The following is an 18812-nucleotide window of genomic DNA, read 5'->3' on the forward strand; positions in this document are numbered from 1 at the left end:
TTCAGGAGGCCGTACGTGAAGCGACAGATCTTTACCGCCGAGCACGAGGCGTTCCGCGAGACCGTCCGCACCTTCCTGACCAAGGAGGTGCTGCCCCACTACGAGGAGTGGGAGAAGGACGGGATCGTCAGCCGTGACGCCTGGCTCGCCGCGGGCAAACAAGGGCTCCTCGGACTCGCCGTGCCGGAGGAGTACGGAGGGGGCGGGAACGCCGACTTCCGCTACAGCGCCGTCCTCGCCGAGGAGTTCACCCGCGCGGGCACGTCCGGGCTCGCGCTCGGCCTGCACAACGACATCATCGGCCCGTACCTGACCTCCCTGGCCACCGAGGACCAGAAGCGGCGCTGGCTGCCCGGCTTCTGCTCCGGCGAGATCATCACGGCCATCGCGATGACCGAGCCGGGCGCGGGCTCCGACCTCCAGGGCATCCGCACCACCGCCACGGACCAGGGCGACCACTGGCTGCTCAACGGCTCCAAGACGTTCATCTCGAACGGCATCCTGGCCGACCTCGTCATCGTCGTCGCCAAGACGTCCGCCGAGGGCGGCGCGAAGGGCCTGTCCCTCCTGGTCGTCGAGCGCGGCATGGACGGCTTCGAGCGGGGCCGCAACCTCGACAAGATCGGCCAGAAGTCCCAGGACACCGCCGAGTTGTTCTTCAACGACGTACGCGTCCCCAAGGAGAACCTCCTGGGCGAGCTCGACGGCGCCTTCATCCACCTGATGACGAACCTCGCGCAGGAGCGCATGGGCATCGCCGTCGCCGGGATCGCCGCCGCCGAGAACCTCCTGGAGATCACGACGGCGTACGTCAAGGAGCGCGAGGCCTTCGGGCGTCCGCTCTCCAAGCTCCAGCACATCCGCTTCGAGATCGCCGAGATGGCCACCGAATGCGCGGTCACCCGTACGTTCCTCGACCGCTGCATCGTCGATCACTCGAACGGGGAACTCGACGCCGTGCACGCGTCGATGGCCAAGTGGTGGGCCACGGAGCTGCAGAAACGCGTCGCCGACCGCTGCCTGCAACTGCACGGAGGATACGGCTACATGACCGAGTACCGCGTCGCCAAGGCCTTCACCGACGGCCGCATCCAGACGATCTACGGGGGGACGACCGAGATCATGAAGGAGATCATCGGCCGCTCCCTGCTCGCCTGAGTCCGACCGACCCCTCATCTGCACAGTTCTTCGCGAAAGGCTGCTGTCTTGACCACCGAAGCGTACGTATACGACGCGATCCGCACCCCGCGCGGTCGCGGCAAGGCCAATGGCGCCCTGCACGGCACCAAGCCGATCGACCTCGTCGTCGGCCTGATCCACGAGATCCGGGCGCGGTTCCCCGACCTGGACCCGGCGGCCGTCGACGACATCGTCCTCGGTGTCGTGGGCCCGGTCGGCGACCAGGGCTCCGACATCGCGCGCATCGCGGCGATCGCCGCAGGTCTTCCCGACACCGTCGCCGGCGTCCAGGAGAACCGCTTCTGCGCCTCGGGCCTCGAAGCGGTCAACATGGCCGCGATGAAGGTGCGTTCGGGCTGGGAGGACCTCGTCCTCGCGGGCGGTGTCGAGTCGATGTCGCGCGTCCCTATGGCCTCGGACGGCGGCGCCTGGTTCGCCGACCCGATGACCAACTACGAGACGGGCTTCGTTCCGCAGGGCATCGGCGCCGACCTCATCGCGACCGTCGAGGGCTACTCCCGGCGTGACGTGGACGAGTACGCCGCCCTGTCCCAGGAGCGCGCGGCTGCCGCGTGGAAGGACAACCGCTTCGAGAAGTCCGTCGTGCCGGTCAAGGACCGCAGCGGTCTGGTCGTCCTCGACCACGACGAGTACATGCGGCCGGGCACCACCGCGGACTCGCTCGCCAAGCTGAAGCCGTCCTTCAAGGACATCGGCGACCTCGGTGGCTTCGACGCGGTCGCGCTGCAGAAGTACCACTGGGTCGAGAAGATCGACCACGTCCATCACGCGGGCAACTCCTCCGGCATCGTGGACGGCGCCGCCCTCGTGGCCATCGGCACCAAGGAGGTCGGCGAGCGGTACGGTCTTGCGCCGCGCGCGCGGATCGTCTCCGCGGCGGTCTCCGGCTCGGAGCCGACGATCATGCTCACCGGTCCTGCCCCGGCCGCGCGCAAGGCGCTGGCCAAGGCGGGTCTGACCATCGACGACATCGACCTCGTCGAGATCAACGAAGCGTTCGCGGCGGTCGTGCTGCGGTTCGTGAAGGACATGGGCCTGTCCCTGGACAAGGTCAACGTCAACGGCGGCGCGATCGCGTTGGGGCATCCGCTGGGCGCGACCGGGGCGATGATCCTGGGCACGCTGGTGGACGAACTGGAACGGCGCGACCTGCGGTACGGGCTCGCCACGTTGTGCGTGGGCGGCGGAATGGGTATCGCCACGATCGTGGAGCGGGTGTAGCGCCGCTGGGGCCGGGGAGCGTCGCCGACCGCGGGTGCGCCGTGGTTGCTCGCGCCCACGCGGCGGAGCCGCATATGTCGCAGCCCCGCGCCCCTGAAGGCATGCGCTGCGCGCAGCCTTCCCGATACGCGCGCGCCCTGGAGATGGCGCACGCAGTGCGCATCTCCAGGGGCGCGGGGAACTGCGCGACCAGCCCCCACCGACCGCAAGTCGGCAACGAAACGGCACCACCCACCCCCGTAGTCGCCCACCGCTCCCGCCAAGACTTCACGGAGACAAGACCATGACCGAAAGCACCACCATCCGCTGGGAAATGGACGCCACCGGCATCCTCACCCTCGTCCTCGACGACCCCAACCAGTCCGCGAACACCATGAACCAGGCGTTCAAGGACTCCATCGCGGCCATCGCCGACCGCGCGGAGGCCGAGAAGGACTCCATCCGCGGCATCATCTACACCTCCGCCAAGAAGACCTTCTTCGCGGGCGGTGACCTGAAGGACATGATGCAGGCAGGGCCCGAGAACGCGCAGGACGCGTTCGACGCGGGCGTCGCCATCAAGGGCTCCCTGCGCCGCATCGAGACCCTGGGCAAGCCCGTCGTGGCCGCCCTCAACGGCGCGGCCCTGGGCGGCGGTTACGAGATCGCCCTCGCCAGCCACCACCGCGTCGCGCTCGACGCGCCCGGCTCCAAGATCGGCCTGCCCGAGGTCACCCTCGGCCTGCTCCCGGCGGGCGGCGGCGTGACCCGCACCGTACGTCTCATGGGCATCGCGGACGCGCTCCTCAAGGTGCTCCTCCAGGGCACCCAGTACTCCCCGAAGCGCGCCCTGGAGAACGGCCTCGTCCACGAAGTGGCCGCCACCCGCGAGGAGATGATCGAGAAGGCCCGCGCCTTCATCGACGCCAACCCCGAGTCGGCGCAGCCCTGGGACAAGCCGGGCTACCGCATCCCCGGCGGCACCCCGGCCAACCCGAAGTTCGCCGCGAACCTGCCCGCGTTCCCGGCCAACCTGAAGAAGCAGATCAACGGCGCCCCCTACCCGGCCCCGCGGAACATCCTCGCCGCCGCCGTGGAGGGCTCGCAGGTCGACTTCGAGACCGCGCTGACCATCGAGGCGCGGTACTTCACCGAGCTGGTCACGGGCCAGACCGCGAAGAACATGATCCAGGCGTTCTTCTTCGACCTCCAGGCCGTCAACTCCGGTGCCAACCGGCCCAAGGGCATCGAGCCGCGCCAGGTCCGCAAGGCCGCCGTCCTGGGTGCCGGGATGATGGGCGCGGGCATCGCCTACTCGTGCGCCCGCGCGGGCATCGAGGTCGTCCTGAAGGACGTCTCCGCCGAGGCCGCCGCCAAGGGCAAGGCCTACTCGGAGAAGCTGTGCGCCAAGGCGGTGCAGCGGGGGCGTACGACCCAGGAGAAGGCCGACGCGCTGCTCGCCCTCATCACGCCGACCGCAGACCCGCAGGACCTGGCGGGCTGTGACGCCGTGATCGAGGCCGTCTTCGAGGACACCTCGCTCAAGCACAAGGTGTTCCAGGAGATCCAGGACGTCATCGAGCCGGACGCGCTGCTCTGCTCCAACACCTCGACGCTGCCGATCACCCAGCTCGCCGAGGGCGTCACGAGGCCCGTCGACTTCATCGGCCTGCACTTCTTCTCGCCCGTCGACAAGATGCCGCTCGTCGAGATCATCAAGGGCGAGCGGACCGGGGACGAGGCGCTCGCCCGCGCCTTCGACCTCGTACGCCAGATCAACAAGACGCCGATCGTCGTCAACGACTCGCGTGGCTTCTTCACGTCGCGCGTGATCGGGCACTTCATCAACGAGGGCGTCGCGATGGTCGGCGAGGGCATCGAGCCCGCGTCGATCGAGCAGGCCGCGGCCCAGGCGGGCTACCCGGCGAAGGTCCTCTCCCTGATGGACGAGCTGACCCTCACCCTGCCGCGCAAGATCCGGGGCGAGACGAAGCGCGCCGTCGAGGAGGCCGGCGGCACCTGGGCCGGGCACCCGTCTGACTCCGTCATCGACCGCATGATCGACGAGTTCGAGCGCCCCGGCCGGAGCGGGGGAGCCGGCTTCTACGACTACGTGGACGGCAAGCGCGCCGGTCTCTGGCCGGGCCTGCGCGAGCACTTCACCAAGCCGGGCACGCAGATCCCGTTCGAGGACATGCAGGAGCGCATGCTGTTCTCCGAGGCGCTCGACACCGTGCGCCTGGTGGAGGAGGGCGTCCTGACGTCCGTCGCGGACGCCAACATCGGCTCCATCTTCGGCATCGGCTTCCCCGGCTGGACCGGCGGCGTGCTCCAGTACATCAACGGCTACGAAGGCGGCCTGCCCGGATTCGTGGCACGCGCGCGTGAGTTGGCCGACCGCTACGGAGAGCGGTTCACGCCGCCCGTGCTGCTCGTCGAGAAGGCTTCGAGCGGCGAGAAGTTCAGCGACAGCTGAACCCGTCGCCCCAGGGAGTGGCTCAGCCGTCGTTGAGCCACTCCCGCAGTTCTTCCTTGAGGGAGCGCTGGAACGCCGTCACCAGGGCCTGCACCACCATCGGCTGCATATGGGCCGACAGGGACCGCATCGCCGCCACGTGCTCCGGGTCCGACTCCCGCTCCCTGTAGGGGCCCCACACCTCGTCGCGGAAGAGCCGCGACAGCTCGACGGCGGCCGAGCGGGTGTGCTCCATCAGGACCGTGCGCGCCGCCAGGATCGTCTCGTGCGCTATGGGTACGTCCAGCAGTTCCACACCCAGGCGCAGCAGCCCCGGGTCGACGCGATACGCCCCCGGAGGGCCCGCCGGAGCGACGACCCCCATCGCCGAGAGCCGGTCCAGATCGGCGGCGGCCAGCGACCGGCCCGCCCTGCGCTCCAGCTCCGCGTGGTCGGTGTCCTCGGCCGAGTCCGGGGCCCAAGAGGCCACCACCGCACGGTGGATGGCGAGGTCGTGGGCGCTCAGATCGGGTGGCAGCTGTTCCAGGTACCGCTCGATCGCGGCCAGTGTCATGCCCTGGTGCTGCAACTCCTCGATGAGCCCGAGCCGGGACAGATGCTCCTGGCCGTAGTGACCGACCCGGCGCGGCCCGATCACGGGTGGCGGCAGGAGGCCCTTGGTGCTGTAGAAGCGGATCGTGCGGACGGTGACACCCGCGCGTGCGGCCAGTTCGTCGACCGTGAGCGTCGGCTCGTCGGTGTCCGACGTCGTCGTCATCGTCATGGCAGCGGTTCGCCTCCCCAGTCGTGCACCGGTGTTGTGCACCGATCAGGTGCAACAGTATTGCTGTCTCACCACTGTTGTGAAAGCGTCCGGCCCAGTCACTTGCTTCGTCGATGACGCCAGGAGGCGGTCATGACCACGATCCTGCGACTCCCGGGGGAACCCACCGACGTCACGCTTCCCGCCCTGCTTCTCCGCAACACCGAGGACCACGGCGACCGCCCCGCACTCTCCTGGCGCACCACCCCCGAAGGGGAGTGGACGACACTGACCTGGCGCGAAGCGCGCCGCAAGGTCGCGGTCCTCGCCGCCGGGTACGCGGCGCTCGGCGTGCGGCGCGGCGAGCACGTCCTCATGATGATGGGCAACCGCCCCGAACACTGGCTGAGCGATCTCGCCCTCGTGCACCTGGGCGCGGTGCCCATCACCGTGTACGGCACGTCGGCCCCCGAACAGATCGCGCACATCGCCCGCCACAGCCGGGCCCGCTTCGCGATCGTCGAGGGCGCCCACGAGCTGGCCCGCTGGGAGCCGCTCCTGATCGACGAGACAGCGCCCCTGGAGCGCCTGGTGGTCGTCGAGGCGGCCGACGCGGGCCCGCATCGCACGTACGGCTCCCTGCACGCCACCGGAGGCCGCCTGTTCGACCCGGACGCCTTCGAGAAGGGCTGGCGCGAGTCACGGGCCGAGGACCCGCTGACCGTCGTCTACACCTCGGGCACCACCGGCGACCCCAAGGGCGTCCGCATCACGCACCGCAACGTCGTCCTCAACGCCGTCGCCCTGGACGCCGTCGTCGAGCTCCCCGACTTCGTCGAGCACATCAGCTACCTCCCGTTCGCGCACGTCGCCGAGCGCATGCTGGGCATCTACCTGCCGGTGTTCCGCGCCGCACACGTCCACCTGTGCGCCGACCCGACCGCCGTCGCCGCGACCGCGCGCGAGCTGCGCCCCGCGCAGTTCTTCGGGGTCCCGCGCGTGTGGGAGAAGCTGGCCACCTCCGTGAAGGCCGTGCTCGCCGGGCTGCCGGAGGAGAAGCGTGCGGCGATCGATGCGGCGAACGAGGCGACACGCGCGCGTGTGGCGTACGTCGAGCGTGGCGAGGACCCGCCGGCCGACGTGGAGACGGCGTACCGCGAGGCCAAGGAGAAGGTCCTCGACCCGCTGCTCTCGCTCGCCGGGTTCGACCGCCTGGTGTGGACCGCGAGCGCGGCGGCGTCCATGCCGCTGGACGTCGTGCGCTTCTGGGCGGGCTTCGACGTCGTGATCATGGACGCGTGGGGTCTGACGGAGACGACCGGAGTCGTCACCATCAACACCCCGGCCGCCTTCCGGCTCGGCTCGGTGGGCAAGCCCCTGGACGGCCTGGAGGTCCGCACGGACGCCGACGGCGAGATCCTGGTGCGCGGCGCGACGGTCTTCGACGGCTATCTCCTGGCCGATGGTGGCGTCGAGTCGGCCTGCGACGAGGACGGCTGGTTCGCCACCGGCGACGTCGGGCGGATCGACGAGGACGGCTTCCTCTGGCTCACCGACCGCAAGAAGGAACTGATCGTGACGTCGACGGGCAAGAACGTCTCGCCCGCGCTCGTCGAGAACACACTCAAGGAGCACCCCCTCATCGGGCAGGCACTCGTCCACGGCGACGGCCGCTCCTACCTGGTGGCCCTGCTGGTCCTGGACACCGAGATGGCCCCCGTGTGGGCCGCCGCCCGGGGGATTACCGGCGACCTGATGGCGAGCGAGACCGTGCGCGAGGAGGTCGCGCGGGCCGTAGAGGCGGCCAACGCGCGCCTCAACCGCACCGAGCAGATCAAGCGCTACCGGCTCCTCGGGGAGGAGTGGGGCCCCGAGACCGGGGAGCTGACACCGTCCCTGAAGCTGCGCCGCAGGGTCATCCGGGAGAAGTACGGGGACGCCATCAACGACCTGTACACCCAATGATCATTGGGTGTACACCCCCTGCCCACCATGTGAGAAGTGCCGCTATGTGACGTGCGCCACCGCATGTCGGGCGATCTCTGGGGGAAGGTGTCGCGTCGGTCCACGCACACGTCAGGAGTGTCGTGGACCGGAGCACATCCGGACACCGGAGTTTTCCGGGCACCAGAGAGTAGACCCCCCACGTGAGCAAGGAAGCCGTAGACACGGCCGCTGCGGACGCATCCCGCACAGATGCGTCCCAGGCCCCCGCGGACGCGGGCGATGCCGGTTACAGCAAGGACCTCAAGGCCCGTCACGTCAACATGATCGCCATCGGTGGCGCGATCGGAACTGGACTCTTTCTCGGTGCGGGCGGCCGCCTGCACTCCGCGGGCCCCGCGCTCGCCGTCGCTTACCTCGTGTGCGGCATCTTCGCCTTCTTCGTCGTACGCGCCCTCGGCGAGATGGTCATCTACCGGCCGTCCTCGGGTTCGTTCGTCTCGTACGCGCGTGAGTTCCTCGGCGAGAAGGGCGCCTACGTCGCCGGCTGGATGTACTTCGTCAACTGGTCGACCACCGGCATCGCCGACATCACCGCGATCGCCCTCTACACGCACTACTGGAGCTTCTTCACCGACATCCCCCAGTGGGTGCTCGCGCTGATCGCCCTCGCCGTCGTCCTCGTGATCAACATGATCTCGGTGAAGTACTTCGGCGAGATGGAGTTCTGGTTCGCGATCGTCAAGGTCGCGGCCCTGATCGCCTTCATGCTGATCGGCATCTTCCTGCTGGTCACCCAGCAGGACGTGGGCGGCCAGACGCCGGGTCTGAGCGTGATCACCGACAACGGCGGCTTCCTGCCGAACGGCATCATGCCGGTCGTGATCGTCATGCAGGGTGTCGTCTTCGCGTACGCCTCGCTCGAACTGGTCGGCGTCGCGGCGGGCGAGACCGCCGAGCCGCAGAAGGTCGTCCCGCGCGCGGTGAACTCGATCATGTGGCGCGTGGGCCTCTTCTACGTCGGTTCGGTCATCCTGCTCGCCCTGCTGCTTCCGGGATCGGTGTACTCGGCGGACGAGAGCCCGTTCGTGACGGTCCTCTCCAAGATCGGTGTCCCCGCGGCCGGTGACGTGATGAACCTGGTCGTCCTCACGGCGGCGCTGTCGTCGCTGAACTCGGGCCTGTACTCCACGGGCCGCATCCTGCGCTCGATGGCGATGGCGGGTTCGGCGCCGAAGTTCACCGCGAGGATGAACAAGAGCCAGGTCCCCTACGGCGGCATCCTGCTCACCTCCGGGGTCTGTGTGCTCGGTGTCGGCCTGAACTTCCTCATGCCGAGCCAGGCCTTCGAGATCGTCCTGAACGTGGCGTCCCTCGGCATCATCAGCACCTGGGTGATCATCATGATCTGTCACCTGGCGTTCGTCCGGCGTGCCAAGGAAGGCCTGATCAGCCGGCCCAGCTTCCGCCTCCCGGGCAGCCCGGTCACGGAGATCGTCACGATCGTCTTCCTGCTCTCCGTGCTCGTCCTGATGTGGAAGGACCCGGAGATCGGCCGCAAGACGCTCTACCTCATCCCGATCATCGCGGCGGCGCTGGTCGCCGGCTGGTACGGGATTCGCCGCAGGGTGGACCGCGAGGCGGCAAGCCTCACGAAGTAGCAGCTCAGGGCAGCTCAAGGGCCACTTGTCAGTGGCAGCGCCTACGGTGGCGTCATGTCGGAGATCACTTATGTCCGAGGTGACGCCACCGCGCCGTTCGGCAAGGGCGTCAAACTGATCGCCCATGTCTGCAACGACCTCGGGGGCTGGGGCGGGATCGCGGTGACGGTGTACGACTTCGGGGACTGAGCGGGGCCGGCGGTGGTCGGCGGGCGGCCCTGGAGGGGTGGGCGTGACGCGCTTCACTCAACTCCCGTACTGATGTGCGTTGTTGTGCACGGATGAGCGGGTAGATCGGCTGCATGCAGCTCATTCCCATGCAGCTAGGGCCGATCAACCCGGAAGTCGAGCATCTCGCCGTCGGAGCCGTGCTGTTCGGTTCCCTCTACGTCTTCGTCAGGCGCATGATCCTCCGCGTCAACGGCGTACTCGAGCAGCGCGCCACGCTCCTCGAAGGAGTCACCGGCGGACCGGCGGCAGAACTGCGGCGCGAAGCCGAGCGGATACGAGCCGAGCGCGAGGCGACGCTGGCCGAGGCTCGTCGCGAGGCCGCCCAGGTGCGGCAGCGGGCGCGGGAGGAAGGCGCGGTCCTGATCGCCGCCGCCCGTGAGGACGGTGTGCGCGAGCGCGACGAGGTGCTGACGGGCGGGAAGGCCGCGATCGAGGCCGAGCGGAGCTCGGCGGAGGCCGAACTGCGCGTCCAGGTACCGGAGTTGGCATCCGCGCTGGCGAGCAGGGTCGTGGGCGAGCCGGTCGCGGCGGCGACGGGTTCCGGCCGCTGAGGGGACGTTTTCGCGGCTCGACGTGGGCCGTGCGGCCCACGGGCCCGGCGCCCCGGGTGGCGTCGCGGCAGGCTCGCGCCATGGAACTCATGGTGCCGGTCAAGGACGGCGAGGCCTGGGCGGAGAACTCGGGAGCACTGGGCGGCGCGGGAGGCTTGGGCGGCGCGAGTGGCTCGGGAGCCGCGGGGGGTGAGGCGCCGCCGCTGGTCCTGCTGCACCCCGGTGTCGCGGACTCCCGCGTCTGGGACGGAGTCCTGCCACGGCTGGCCGAGGGGCGCCGGGTCATCCGCTACGACGCGCGGGGGTACGGCAGGTCTCCCGCCCCACCGCGCCGTTCTCGCTGGTCGAGGACCTGATCGCGGTCCTCGTGCCGCCGCCCTGCGGATCGCGCTCACCATGGCCGTCGCATACTGGAACACATACAAACCGGGCACCGGCCGGCGGGCCCGCCGACGCTGGGGAGCCGCGTGATGCACAGCCGCCGCCAGACTCCCGAGCCGCCTCCGCCCGGCGGGGTCCTGTGGGACATCGCGGGCGACGTCCGCGCCCTGCTCGCCCTGCCCGCCGCGCTCACGATGCAGGTCGCGCACCCCGCCGTGGGCGCGGGCGTCGACACGTACTCCGTGTTCCGGACCGACCCGTGGGGGCGCGGCGAGCGGTCACTGCGGTCGCTGCAGACCTGGGTGTACGGCGGCGAGAGCGCGGCCGACGAAGGCCGCAGGCTGCGCGCCCTGCACAAGGACATCCGGGGCACGGACGCGCACGGCCGCGACTACCACGCGCTGACGCCCGCCTACTACGCGTGGGTGCACGCCACGGGTTTCCCCGTCTACCACCACGCCCAGAAGTACCTGGGCCGCCCCTTCACCGAGTCCCAGGAGCGGCAGCTGTACGCGGAGTGGCTCCAGGTCGGGCGCGTCCTCGGCATCCACGACCGGGACATGCCGCAGACGATCGAGGAGTTCTGGCCGTACTACGCGAAGATCCTCGCCGACGAACTGGAGGAGACGGAGGTGGTCCGCGACCTGGTCGCCACGGACCGCCCCGTCCCACCACCGGACCGCGGGCCCTACGCGCTGCGGATCGCGCTGCGCGCCCTGTGGCCGCTGCTCCTGCCGCCGCTTGCCCGCTTCCGCCGCTTCATCACGATCGGCCTGATGCCGCCGGACGCGAGGTCGGCCATCGGCCTGCCGTGGACGGACATCCAGGAACGGCGGCTGCGGCGCTTCGGCAAGGCCGTGCGCACAGTTGTCCCACGCCTGCCGGAGCGCCTGCGGTATCTGCCGATGGCTCGCAGGGCTCGGGCGCGCCACAAAATCACCGGCTCCGCCGAGCTCGTCCTCAAACGCCGGACGGGCTGATCCTGCCCACCCGCCTCGCACAGCAGCTCGCCGCTGGGCAAATCGGCTGGGTGGGCGGGAAACATTCGCCGTAGCGGCGGCTCCGTGTCAGTGACCGTGGTCGTGCACGCCGTTCGTCGCGGCAATGGACTTCCACGACTTCGGCGTAGCCGGGACCGCCGAGGACCGAGCGATCCCCGCGTCCCGCGCAGCAGGAGCATCCGGCCGTGAAGGCTGGTAGAGCCACGCGTCGAACAGGGAAGCCAGCGGCTTGCCGGAGACCTTCTCCGCGTACTTCACGAAGTCACCCACCTTCGCGTTCCCGTACGCGTACTCCTTCGGCCACCCCTTCAAGATCGCCGAGAAGGACCTCTCACCGACCTCGTTCCGCAGCGCCTGCAGGGCCAGCGCCCCGCGGTCGTACACGGCGATGTCGAACTGGTTCTCCGGGCCGGGGTCACCCGGCTTGACCTTCCAGAACGGGTCGTCGGCCGGGTGCTGGGCGTACGCGTAGTCCGCAAGCTCCTGTGCCGTCCCCTCGCCCTCCTTCTCCGACCACAGCCACTGGCTGTACCGCGCGAAGCCCTCGTTGATCCAGATGTCCTTCCAGCCGTGGACGGAGACACTGTCGCCGTACCACTGGTGGGCAAGCTCATGGACCACGACGGACACGTTGGAGCCGTTGGCGAACTGCCGCGGGCTGTAGAACGGCCGCGTCTGCGTCTCCAGGGCGAAGCCGCTCGTCACGTTCGGGACGTACCCGCCCAGGGCGTTGAAGGGGTACTTGCCGAAGACCCCCTCCAGCCACTCCGCGACCTCGGTGGAGCGCTCGATGCTCGCCCGCGCGGCCCCCGCGTTGTCGCCGAGGTCCTTGCTGTAGGCGTTCAGGACGGGCAGACCGTCCGCGGTCTTGTCCGTCGTGATGTCGAACTTGCCGACGGCGAGCGTCGTCAGATAGCCGGCCTGCGGCTTGTTGGAACGCCAGTTGAAGCGCGTCCAGCCGAGCCGCGAACTCTGCGACTGCAGCACGCCGTTGGAGATGGCCTGCGAGCCGTCCGGCACGGAGACCGAGACGTCGTACGTCGCCTTGTCGAGCGGGTGGTCGTTGGACGGGTACCACCAGGCAGCCGACTCCGGCTCCTGCGCCGCCACTCCGCCGTCGGGCGTCCGTGCCCACGCCGTGTAGCCGTTGATCTTCACCTCGGACGGCTTGCCCGCGTAGCGGACGACCACCGTGATCGGCGTGCCCTTGGGCAGGCCGGCCGCCGGAGTGATCTCCAGCTCCTGCTCGCCGGACTTCTTGAACGCCGCCTTCTTGCCGTTGACGCGCACCTCGCTGACCCTCAGGCCGAGGTCGAGGTTGAAGCGGGAGAGGTCCTGCGTCGTCGTGGCGTTGATGGTCGCCGTGCCTTCGAGCAGGTCGGTCTTCGGCTGGTACTTCAGCCGCAGGTCGTAGTGCGAGACGTCGTAGCCGCCGTTGCCGCTCGCCGGGTAATAGGGATCGCCGATACCCGGCGCCCCGGGCGTGAAGTCGGCCGCCGATGCCGGGATCGCCAGCAGGAGAGAGGCCGCGAGCGCGCCCGGCGCGATGAGTCTGCGGTGCACAGGAGCTCCAAGTCGTACAAGTCGTAGGGGCACTTCAGTAGATGCGTCCGACCTTATTGAGCCCCGTGGCCACGCGTCATGTCCATGGTCGCTGCTGTCACACGATCGCCATTCGGCCGACATGTGCCAAAACGCCCCACGAGCCTGTCATCGACGCGTACCGCCCTCTGTCGCGCGGGAGTTGACCGGTGTACCTTCCGCGCCATGCCGATACGTGCGCGCCGCACACGCTTGATCCGGAGATCACTGGTGACGGCGGCTCTCGCCGCCCTCCTCGCCACACTCGTGGCCCCGAGCGCCGCCCAAGGGGCGCCCGCCCCGCGGGAGAGCAAGCCCGTCTACTCGTACGAGGGCGCGGTCCGCGAATCCGTCTGGGTCGACACGAAGATCGACGGGGATGACGACGGGAAGTCCGACCGTGTCGCCGTCGACATCGTCCGGCCCCGCGAACCGGCCCAACAAGGCCGGAAGATCCCCGTGATCATGGATGCCAGCCCGTACTACTCCTGCTGCGGGCGCGGCAACGAGAGCCAGAAGAAGACGTACGACGCGGACGGCGATCCCGTCCAGTTCCCGCTCTATTACGACAACTACTTCGTGCCCCGCGGCTATGGCTTCGTCGCCGTCGACCTCGCGGGGACCAACCGCTCCGACGGCTGTGTGGACGTCGGTGGCCGCTCCGACGTCCAGTCGGCCAAGGCCGTCGTCGACTGGCTGAACGGCCGGGCCCGCGGCTACACCACCCGCACCGGGGACAAGAGCGCCAAGGCGTCCTGGTCGAACGGCGCCACCGGCATGATCGGCAAGAGCTACGACGGCACCGTCGCGCAGGGCGTGGCCGCCACTGGAGTGCGAGGTCTCAAGACCATCGTGCCGATCGGCGCGATCTCCTCCTGGTACGACTACTACTTCGCCAAGGGCGCCCCGCTCTACGACAGCGGCCCGGAGTGGCTGTCGGACTACGTGGAGAGCCCCGAGGCGCGGGCCCGCTGCGGCGCCGTACAGCAGCGGCTGATCGACGAAGCGCCCCGCACCGGCGACTGGACCCGGCTGTGGAGCGAGCGCGACCACGTCCCGGACGCCGACAAGGTGAAGGCCAGCGTCTTCGCCGTACACGGCATGCAGGACCTGAACGTCCGGATGAAGCACTTCGGCCAGTGGTGGGACGCCCTCGCCGACGCGGGCGTCGACCGCAAGGTGTGGCTCAGCCAGACCGGCCACGTCGACCCCTTCGACTTCCGCCGCGGTGAGTGGGTGCGCACCCTGCACCGCTGGTTCGACCACGAACTCCTCGGCTACGACAACGGCATCGACCGTGAGCCGATGGCCGACATCGAGCGCGCCCCCGACCAGTGGTCCACCGACCGCGTCTGGCCCCCGCGAGCCACGGACACGGTGAAGCTCCGCCCCGGCAAGGGGACTTCACCCGGCGTCGGCACCCTCGGCACGCGCCCCGGCAAGGGCAGTGAGACCTTCACCGACGACCCGAAGCTGAGCGAGACCGACTGGGCCGCGCAGATCGACACGTCGACCCCCTCGAAGGCCGGGTTCATCAGCCGGCCCCTCGGCCGCGACCTGCGCCTGTCCGGCTCCTCCGAGGTGACCGTCACCGCGACCCCGACGACCCGCACCGCCCATCTCTCCGCGGTCCTCGTCGACCTCGGCCCCGACACCATCCGCGACTACGCGAGCGCGGGCGAGGGCATCACCACGCTCCCCGAACGCACCTGCTGGGGCCCGAGCACCGGCGGCGACAGCTCCTGCTTCAAGGAGACCGCGGCCAAGACCGCCGACGTCGACTACACGATCTTCAGCCGCGGCTGGGCCGACCTCGGCAACTGGGCCGACGAGCACAAGGGCCGCCCCCTCACGCCCGGCAAGAAGCACACCATCACCCTCGACCTGGCGGCGAGCGACCACGTCGTGCCGAAGGGCCACCGTCTCGCGCTGATCGTCGCGGGCACCGACAAGGACCTCATCGATCCTCCCGCCGACACCCCGACGCTCGCCATCGACCTGTCCCGCACGTCGGCGAAGGTACCGCTGGTGGGCGGCGCCGACGCGTTCCGCACCTCCGAGACCGTCACCCCCCGCGAGTCCCGTCTCGACGGCGTGGCCCCGCCGCGTCCGTTCCGCCCCGTACCTGGAGGCAGCACTTCATGAGACCCCGCACCGGCCTCACGCCCCGCATCCGCACCGTGGCGCTCGCCTGCGCCACCGCCGCGCTCGCCGCACCGCTCCTGACCGCGCCGGCGCAGGCGACGCCGACCCCGCCCCGCACCGGGTTCGAGGAGAGCAACGGCGCGCGCTGGACCAGTCAGCCCGAGGAGCAGAAGCTGCTCGCCGCCGTCGACAAGGCGAGCGACCGGGTCTCGGTGTCCCGCATCGGCACCACCAAGCAGGACCGGCCCGTCCAGCTGGTCCGCATCGGTGAACGCCCCTCGAAGAACACGGTGTTGCTGATCTGCAGCCAGCACGGCGACGAGCCGTCGGGCCGCGAGGCGTGTCTGTCGACGATCCGCGACCTGGCGTACGCGAAGGACAAGAAGACCCGGAAGTTTCTCTCCCGCACCACGCTCCTCGTCGTCCCCACCGCCAACCCGGACGGCCGCGCCGCCGACACCCGCGGCAACTCCGACGGCGTCGACATCAACCGCGACCACATCTCCCTGCAGACGGCGGAGGGCCGCGCGATGGCCGCCATCATCCGTGACCGGCAGCCCGACTCCATCTACGACCTGCACGAGTACGGAGCAACTCCGAAGTACTACGACAAGGACCTCTTCGACCTCTGGCCGCGCAACCTCAACACGGACGAGGCGGTGCACGGCGAGGCGAAGACCCTGTCCGAGGCGTATGTCAGGCCGGCCGCCAACAAGTCCGGATACACGACGGGAACGTACGGAATCTGGACCGATCCCGTGACCGGTGAACCCATCAAGCAGACGGCGGGCGACGGCCAGGAGCGCATCCTGCGCAACGTCTCCGGCATCAAGCACGCTGCGGGCCTGCTCATCGAGAGCCGCGTCGACCCCCTCACCGACGCCGAGAAGAAGGACGAGGCGCTGAACAACCGGCGCCGCGTGCAGTCCCAACTCTCCGCGCTGGGCGGCCTGTTCACCTACACTGACGAGCGGCGCGGCCAGCTGGAGGCGGCCACCGGTGCGGCCCGCCTCGAAGGCTTCCGTGACCGCGGGCCCGTCTATGTAGGCGGCGCGGACAACGACCCCGCCGAGCCGTCCGAAGTGATCCAGGACCCGCCCTGCGGCTACCGGCTCGACGCCACCCAGTACGGCGACATAAGGGACGAACTCGCCCTGCATGGAGTCAAGGTCAAGAGGGACGGAAAGGGCGCCTACGTACCGATGAGGCAATCCGCTCGATCCCTCGTACCGTTGCTCCTCGACGAGCGCGCGTCTTATCACCTCGTCATAGGGTCGCCCGACACCAACTGTTGAGTGGTTGATAGGTGCGGCACATGTGGTACTGGGTAGCGGACCACAGAGTTTGTACGAATGCTTAACCGTGAGAGGTGTGCCAGTGACGCAAGACCAACAGAAAGCGGACGGCGGGGGAGGGGACCCTCACATCATGGCTGCCGCTCACGGTGGCAGTCATCCCCAGACGGACCGCATCGTGTTCGGCGTGACCGCGGTACTCACCCTGGCCTTCGTGGTGTGGGGCGCGGTGTCGACGGATTCCCTGGAGAGCGTTTCCACGGACATGCTCGACGGCCTGATGCACAACGGCGGCTGGTTCTTCATGCTGACCGCCAGTGCCTTCGTGGTCTTCGCCCTCTGGCTGGCCATCAGCCGATACGGGAAGATCACCCTCGGCAAGGAGGGGGAGGAGCCGGAGTTCCGCACCGTTTCCTGGGTCGCGATGATGTTCAGCGCCGGCATGGGCATCGGCCTGATGTTCTACGGCGTGAGTGAGCCGCTTTCCCACTTCACCACGCCTCCGCCGGGCACCGATCCCGCGGATGCGGCGGCGGGCATGGAAACGGCGATGGCCACCACGCTCTTCCACTGGACGCTCCATCCCTGGGCGATCTACGCGGTGGTGGGCCTGGCGATCGCGTACAGCACCTTCCGGCGCAACCGGCGCCAGACGATCAGTGCTGTGTTCACGCCACTCATCGGCGAGAAGCACGCGAACGGCGCCTGGGGTCGGGTCATCGACATCCTGGCCATCTTCGCCACGCTCTTCGGTTCGGCGGCTTCCCTCGGTCTCGGCGCCCTGCAGATCGGCAGTGGCGTCGAGGTGCTCGACTGGATGGACGACGCGGGCACGGGCCTGCTCGTCGCCATCATCGCCATCCTGAGCCTGGCCTTCGTGGCGTCCGCCGTCTCCGGTGTGGAGAAGGGCGTCCAGTGGCTGTCCAACATCAACATGGTGCTCGCGGGTCTCCTGGTGCTGTTCGTCTTCATCGCGGGCCCCACGGTCATCATGCTGGACATGCTGCCGACCTCGCTCGGCGCCTATCTCGACCAGCTCCCGCAGCTGATGGGCCGCACCGAGGCCTCCAGCGGCAAGGGTGTCGCCGACTGGCTCAGCGGCTGGACCGTCTTCTACTGGGCCTGGTGGATCTCGTGGACGCCCTTCGTGGGCATGTTCATCGCCAGGATCAGCCGGGGACGTACGATCCGTCAGTTCGTCGGCGGCGTCATCCTGGTCCCCAGCACGGTCAGCCTGATCTGGTTCGCCGTCTTCGGCGGCTCCGCCATGACGGTCAAGGACCGGGGCGGTCTTGAGGGCGAGACAACGCCCGAGGCCCAGCTGTTCGGCCTCCTGCACGAGTACCCGATCGCCACGGTCACGAGCCTGCTCGTGATGATCCTCGTGGGCATCTTCTTCGTGTCGGGTGCCGACGCTGCGTCGATCGTGATGGGCACGCTCTCGCAGAAGGGCGCGCTCGAACCGGGCAAGCTCGTCGTCATCTTCTGGGGCATGACGACGGGAGCCGTCGCCGCGATCATGCTGCTCATCGGTGACGGTTCCGGCGACGCACTCACCGGTCTACGGAATCTGACGATTCTGGTGGCGGCGCCCTTCACCCTCGTGATGATCGGGATGTGTGTGGCGCTCATGCGGGACCTGCGTCACGACGCGCTGATCGTCCGGGGCGAGCACGGCACGGAGGCCGTCGAGAAGGCCGTGATCGCGGGCCACGAGCAGTACGACGGTGACTTCGAGCTCCGCATCGGCCCGAGCGACAACGACGAGGAGGAGGACACCGGAGCCACGAAGGTCTGAGTCCACTCCGCTCTCAGGAGGCGGCCGCCTCGTCCGCGAGGCGCGCCGCCTCCTGCGCGCATCCCCAGGCCACGGTGACCCCGGCACCCCCGTGGCCGTAGTTGTGCACCAACACCCTGCCCCCGGCGTGCGGTTCACGCTCGATCCGCACCGAGGGGCGGACGGGGCGCAGCCCCACCCGGCGCGCCTCCACCATCCCGCCCGCCCGCGCGAGGCGCTCGGGGCCGCAGCCCCGGCACCTGAGCGGCCCAGGAGCCCAGGTCGTCCAGCCGGGTCTCGCCTTGTACGCCATCGACCATGCGTACGCCGGTCTGTGCCGGCCGCTTCGCCAACTCCTCGTACGTGACGAGGGATTGCAGGGACCAGCCGCCGACCAGTGCCGCCGGTTCGATGCGATAGGGCCACCACAGCGCACCCGCGACGGCCGAGGTCGTCCGCTCGGCGGGCTCCCGCGCCCACACCCGCACCCGGCGCCCGCGCTCGGCGAGGAGCACGGCGGTCGTCAGGCCGATGACACCGCTGCCCACCACGATCACATCGCCGCCATGCGTCCCGTCCATCCCGGGAACTTGGCGGAATGCGTCATGCCGTGCTCACATCACCGCC

13 protein-coding genes and 2 pseudogenes are annotated in these 18812 nt (G+C 69.4%); 12 read left to right on the plus strand and 3 right to left on the minus strand.

Annotated elements, in window-relative coordinates; genetic code table 11:
* Positions 1-15 precede the first annotated feature (15 nt).
* From AC5P1C_RS23015 to AC5P1C_RS23025, 3 genes are all read left to right on the plus strand, one after another.
* On the plus strand, positions 16-1158 hold the full coding sequence (locus AC5P1C_RS23015) for an acyl-CoA dehydrogenase family protein (RefSeq protein WP_493867787.1): 1143 nt from the start codon (positions 16-18) through the stop codon (positions 1156-1158).
* 48 nt (positions 1159-1206) lie between these two features.
* The gene (locus AC5P1C_RS23020) at positions 1207-2421 is read left to right on the plus strand and encodes an acetyl-CoA C-acetyltransferase (RefSeq protein ID WP_344520522.1); all 1215 of its coding nucleotides are present in this window, start codon (positions 1207-1209) and stop codon (positions 2419-2421) included.
* A 283-nt stretch (positions 2422-2704) separates the two neighbouring features.
* On the plus strand, positions 2705-4876 hold the full coding sequence (locus AC5P1C_RS23025) for a 3-hydroxyacyl-CoA dehydrogenase NAD-binding domain-containing protein (protein WP_493867788.1): 2172 nt from the start codon (positions 2705-2707) through the stop codon (positions 4874-4876).
* A gap of 22 nt (positions 4877-4898) precedes the next feature.
* Here AC5P1C_RS23025 and AC5P1C_RS23030 read toward each other — a convergent pair whose 3' ends face one another.
* Positions 4899-5633: a MerR family transcriptional regulator gene (locus AC5P1C_RS23030; RefSeq protein WP_493867834.1), complete on the minus strand. Its 735-nt coding sequence runs from the start codon at positions 5631-5633 to the stop codon at positions 4899-4901.
* A 138-nt stretch (positions 5634-5771) separates the two neighbouring features.
* Between AC5P1C_RS23030 and AC5P1C_RS23035 the strand changes: the two genes are divergently transcribed.
* From AC5P1C_RS23035 to AC5P1C_RS23060, 6 genes and pseudogenes are all read left to right on the plus strand, one after another.
* A complete protein-coding gene (locus AC5P1C_RS23035) occupies positions 5772-7583 on the plus strand; it encodes an AMP-dependent synthetase/ligase (RefSeq protein ID WP_493867789.1) in 1812 nt (603 codons plus the stop codon).
* A gap of 182 nt (positions 7584-7765) precedes the next feature.
* Entirely contained in the window at positions 7766-9223 is a 1458-nt protein-coding gene (locus AC5P1C_RS23040) for an amino acid permease (protein WP_493867790.1), read from the plus strand.
* 54 nt (positions 9224-9277) lie between these two features.
* Positions 9278-9376: pseudogene (locus tag AC5P1C_RS23045) on the plus strand (Appr-1-p processing protein); the annotation flags it as partial.
* Between the two features lie 149 nt (positions 9377-9525).
* The gene (locus AC5P1C_RS23050; RefSeq protein WP_493867791.1) at positions 9526-10005 is read left to right on the plus strand and encodes a F0F1 ATP synthase subunit B family protein; all 480 of its coding nucleotides are present in this window, start codon (positions 9526-9528) and stop codon (positions 10003-10005) included.
* A gap of 80 nt (positions 10006-10085) precedes the next feature.
* A complete protein-coding gene (locus AC5P1C_RS23055; protein ID WP_493867792.1) occupies positions 10086-10361 on the plus strand; it encodes an alpha/beta fold hydrolase in 276 nt (91 codons plus the stop codon).
* Between the two features lie 114 nt (positions 10362-10475).
* On the plus strand, positions 10476-11366 hold the full coding sequence (locus tag AC5P1C_RS23060) for an oxygenase MpaB family protein (protein WP_493867793.1): 891 nt from the start codon (positions 10476-10478) through the stop codon (positions 11364-11366).
* 87 nt (positions 11367-11453) lie between these two features.
* Here the strand turns inward: AC5P1C_RS23060 and AC5P1C_RS23065 are convergent, their stop codons facing one another.
* On the minus strand, positions 11454-12950 hold the full coding sequence (locus AC5P1C_RS23065; protein WP_493867794.1) for a M1 family metallopeptidase: 1497 nt from the start codon (positions 12948-12950) through the stop codon (positions 11454-11456).
* A gap of 204 nt (positions 12951-13154) precedes the next feature.
* Between AC5P1C_RS23065 and AC5P1C_RS23070 the strand changes: the two genes are divergently transcribed.
* The 3 genes from AC5P1C_RS23070 to AC5P1C_RS23080 all read left to right on the plus strand — a co-directional run bounded on the left by AC5P1C_RS23070 (position 13155) and on the right by AC5P1C_RS23080 (position 18206).
* A complete protein-coding gene (locus AC5P1C_RS23070) occupies positions 13155-15113 on the plus strand; it encodes a Xaa-Pro dipeptidyl-peptidase (protein ID WP_493867795.1) in 1959 nt (652 codons plus the stop codon).
* Positions 15110-16408, plus strand: a complete 1299-nt coding sequence (locus AC5P1C_RS23075) for a M14 family metallopeptidase (RefSeq protein WP_493867796.1) — start codon at positions 15110-15112, stop codon at positions 16406-16408. Before AC5P1C_RS23070 ends, AC5P1C_RS23075 begins: the two co-directional genes overlap by 4 nt.
* 133 nt (positions 16409-16541) lie before the next feature.
* On the plus strand, positions 16542-18206 hold the full coding sequence (locus AC5P1C_RS23080; protein ID WP_493867797.1) for a BCCT family transporter: 1665 nt from the start codon (positions 16542-16544) through the stop codon (positions 18204-18206).
* Positions 18207-18219: 13 nt separating this feature from the next.
* Here the strand turns inward: AC5P1C_RS23080 and AC5P1C_RS23085 are convergent.
* Positions 18220-18766, minus strand: a pseudogene (locus AC5P1C_RS23085) (FAD-dependent oxidoreductase).
* Positions 18767-18812: the final 46 nt, after the last annotated feature.

This window comes from Streptomyces sp. A18, assembly GCF_059026065.1.

Bases quoted from the DNA above. Each gene is read 5' to 3' on its own strand.
- AC5P1C_RS23025 (WP_493867788.1), top strand. From the start codon at position 2,705: ATGACCGAAAGCACCACCATCCGCTGGGAAATGGACGCCACCGGCATC.
- AC5P1C_RS23030 (WP_493867834.1), bottom strand. From the start codon at position 5,633: ATGACGACGACGTCGGACACCGACGAGCCGACGCTCACGGTCGACGAA.
- AC5P1C_RS23035 (WP_493867789.1), top strand. From the start codon at position 5,772: ATGACCACGATCCTGCGACTCCCGGGGGAACCCACCGACGTCACGCTT.
- AC5P1C_RS23050 (WP_493867791.1), top strand. From the start codon at position 9,526: ATGCAGCTCATTCCCATGCAGCTAGGGCCGATCAACCCGGAAGTCGAG.
- AC5P1C_RS23055 (WP_493867792.1), top strand. From the start codon at position 10,086: ATGGAACTCATGGTGCCGGTCAAGGACGGCGAGGCCTGGGCGGAGAAC.
- AC5P1C_RS23060 (WP_493867793.1), top strand. From the start codon at position 10,476: ATGCACAGCCGCCGCCAGACTCCCGAGCCGCCTCCGCCCGGCGGGGTC.
- AC5P1C_RS23070 (WP_493867795.1), top strand. From the start codon at position 13,155: ATGCCGATACGTGCGCGCCGCACACGCTTGATCCGGAGATCACTGGTG.
- AC5P1C_RS23075 (WP_493867796.1), top strand. From the start codon at position 15,110: ATGAGACCCCGCACCGGCCTCACGCCCCGCATCCGCACCGTGGCGCTC.
- AC5P1C_RS23080 (WP_493867797.1), top strand. From the start codon at position 16,542: ATGGCTGCCGCTCACGGTGGCAGTCATCCCCAGACGGACCGCATCGTG.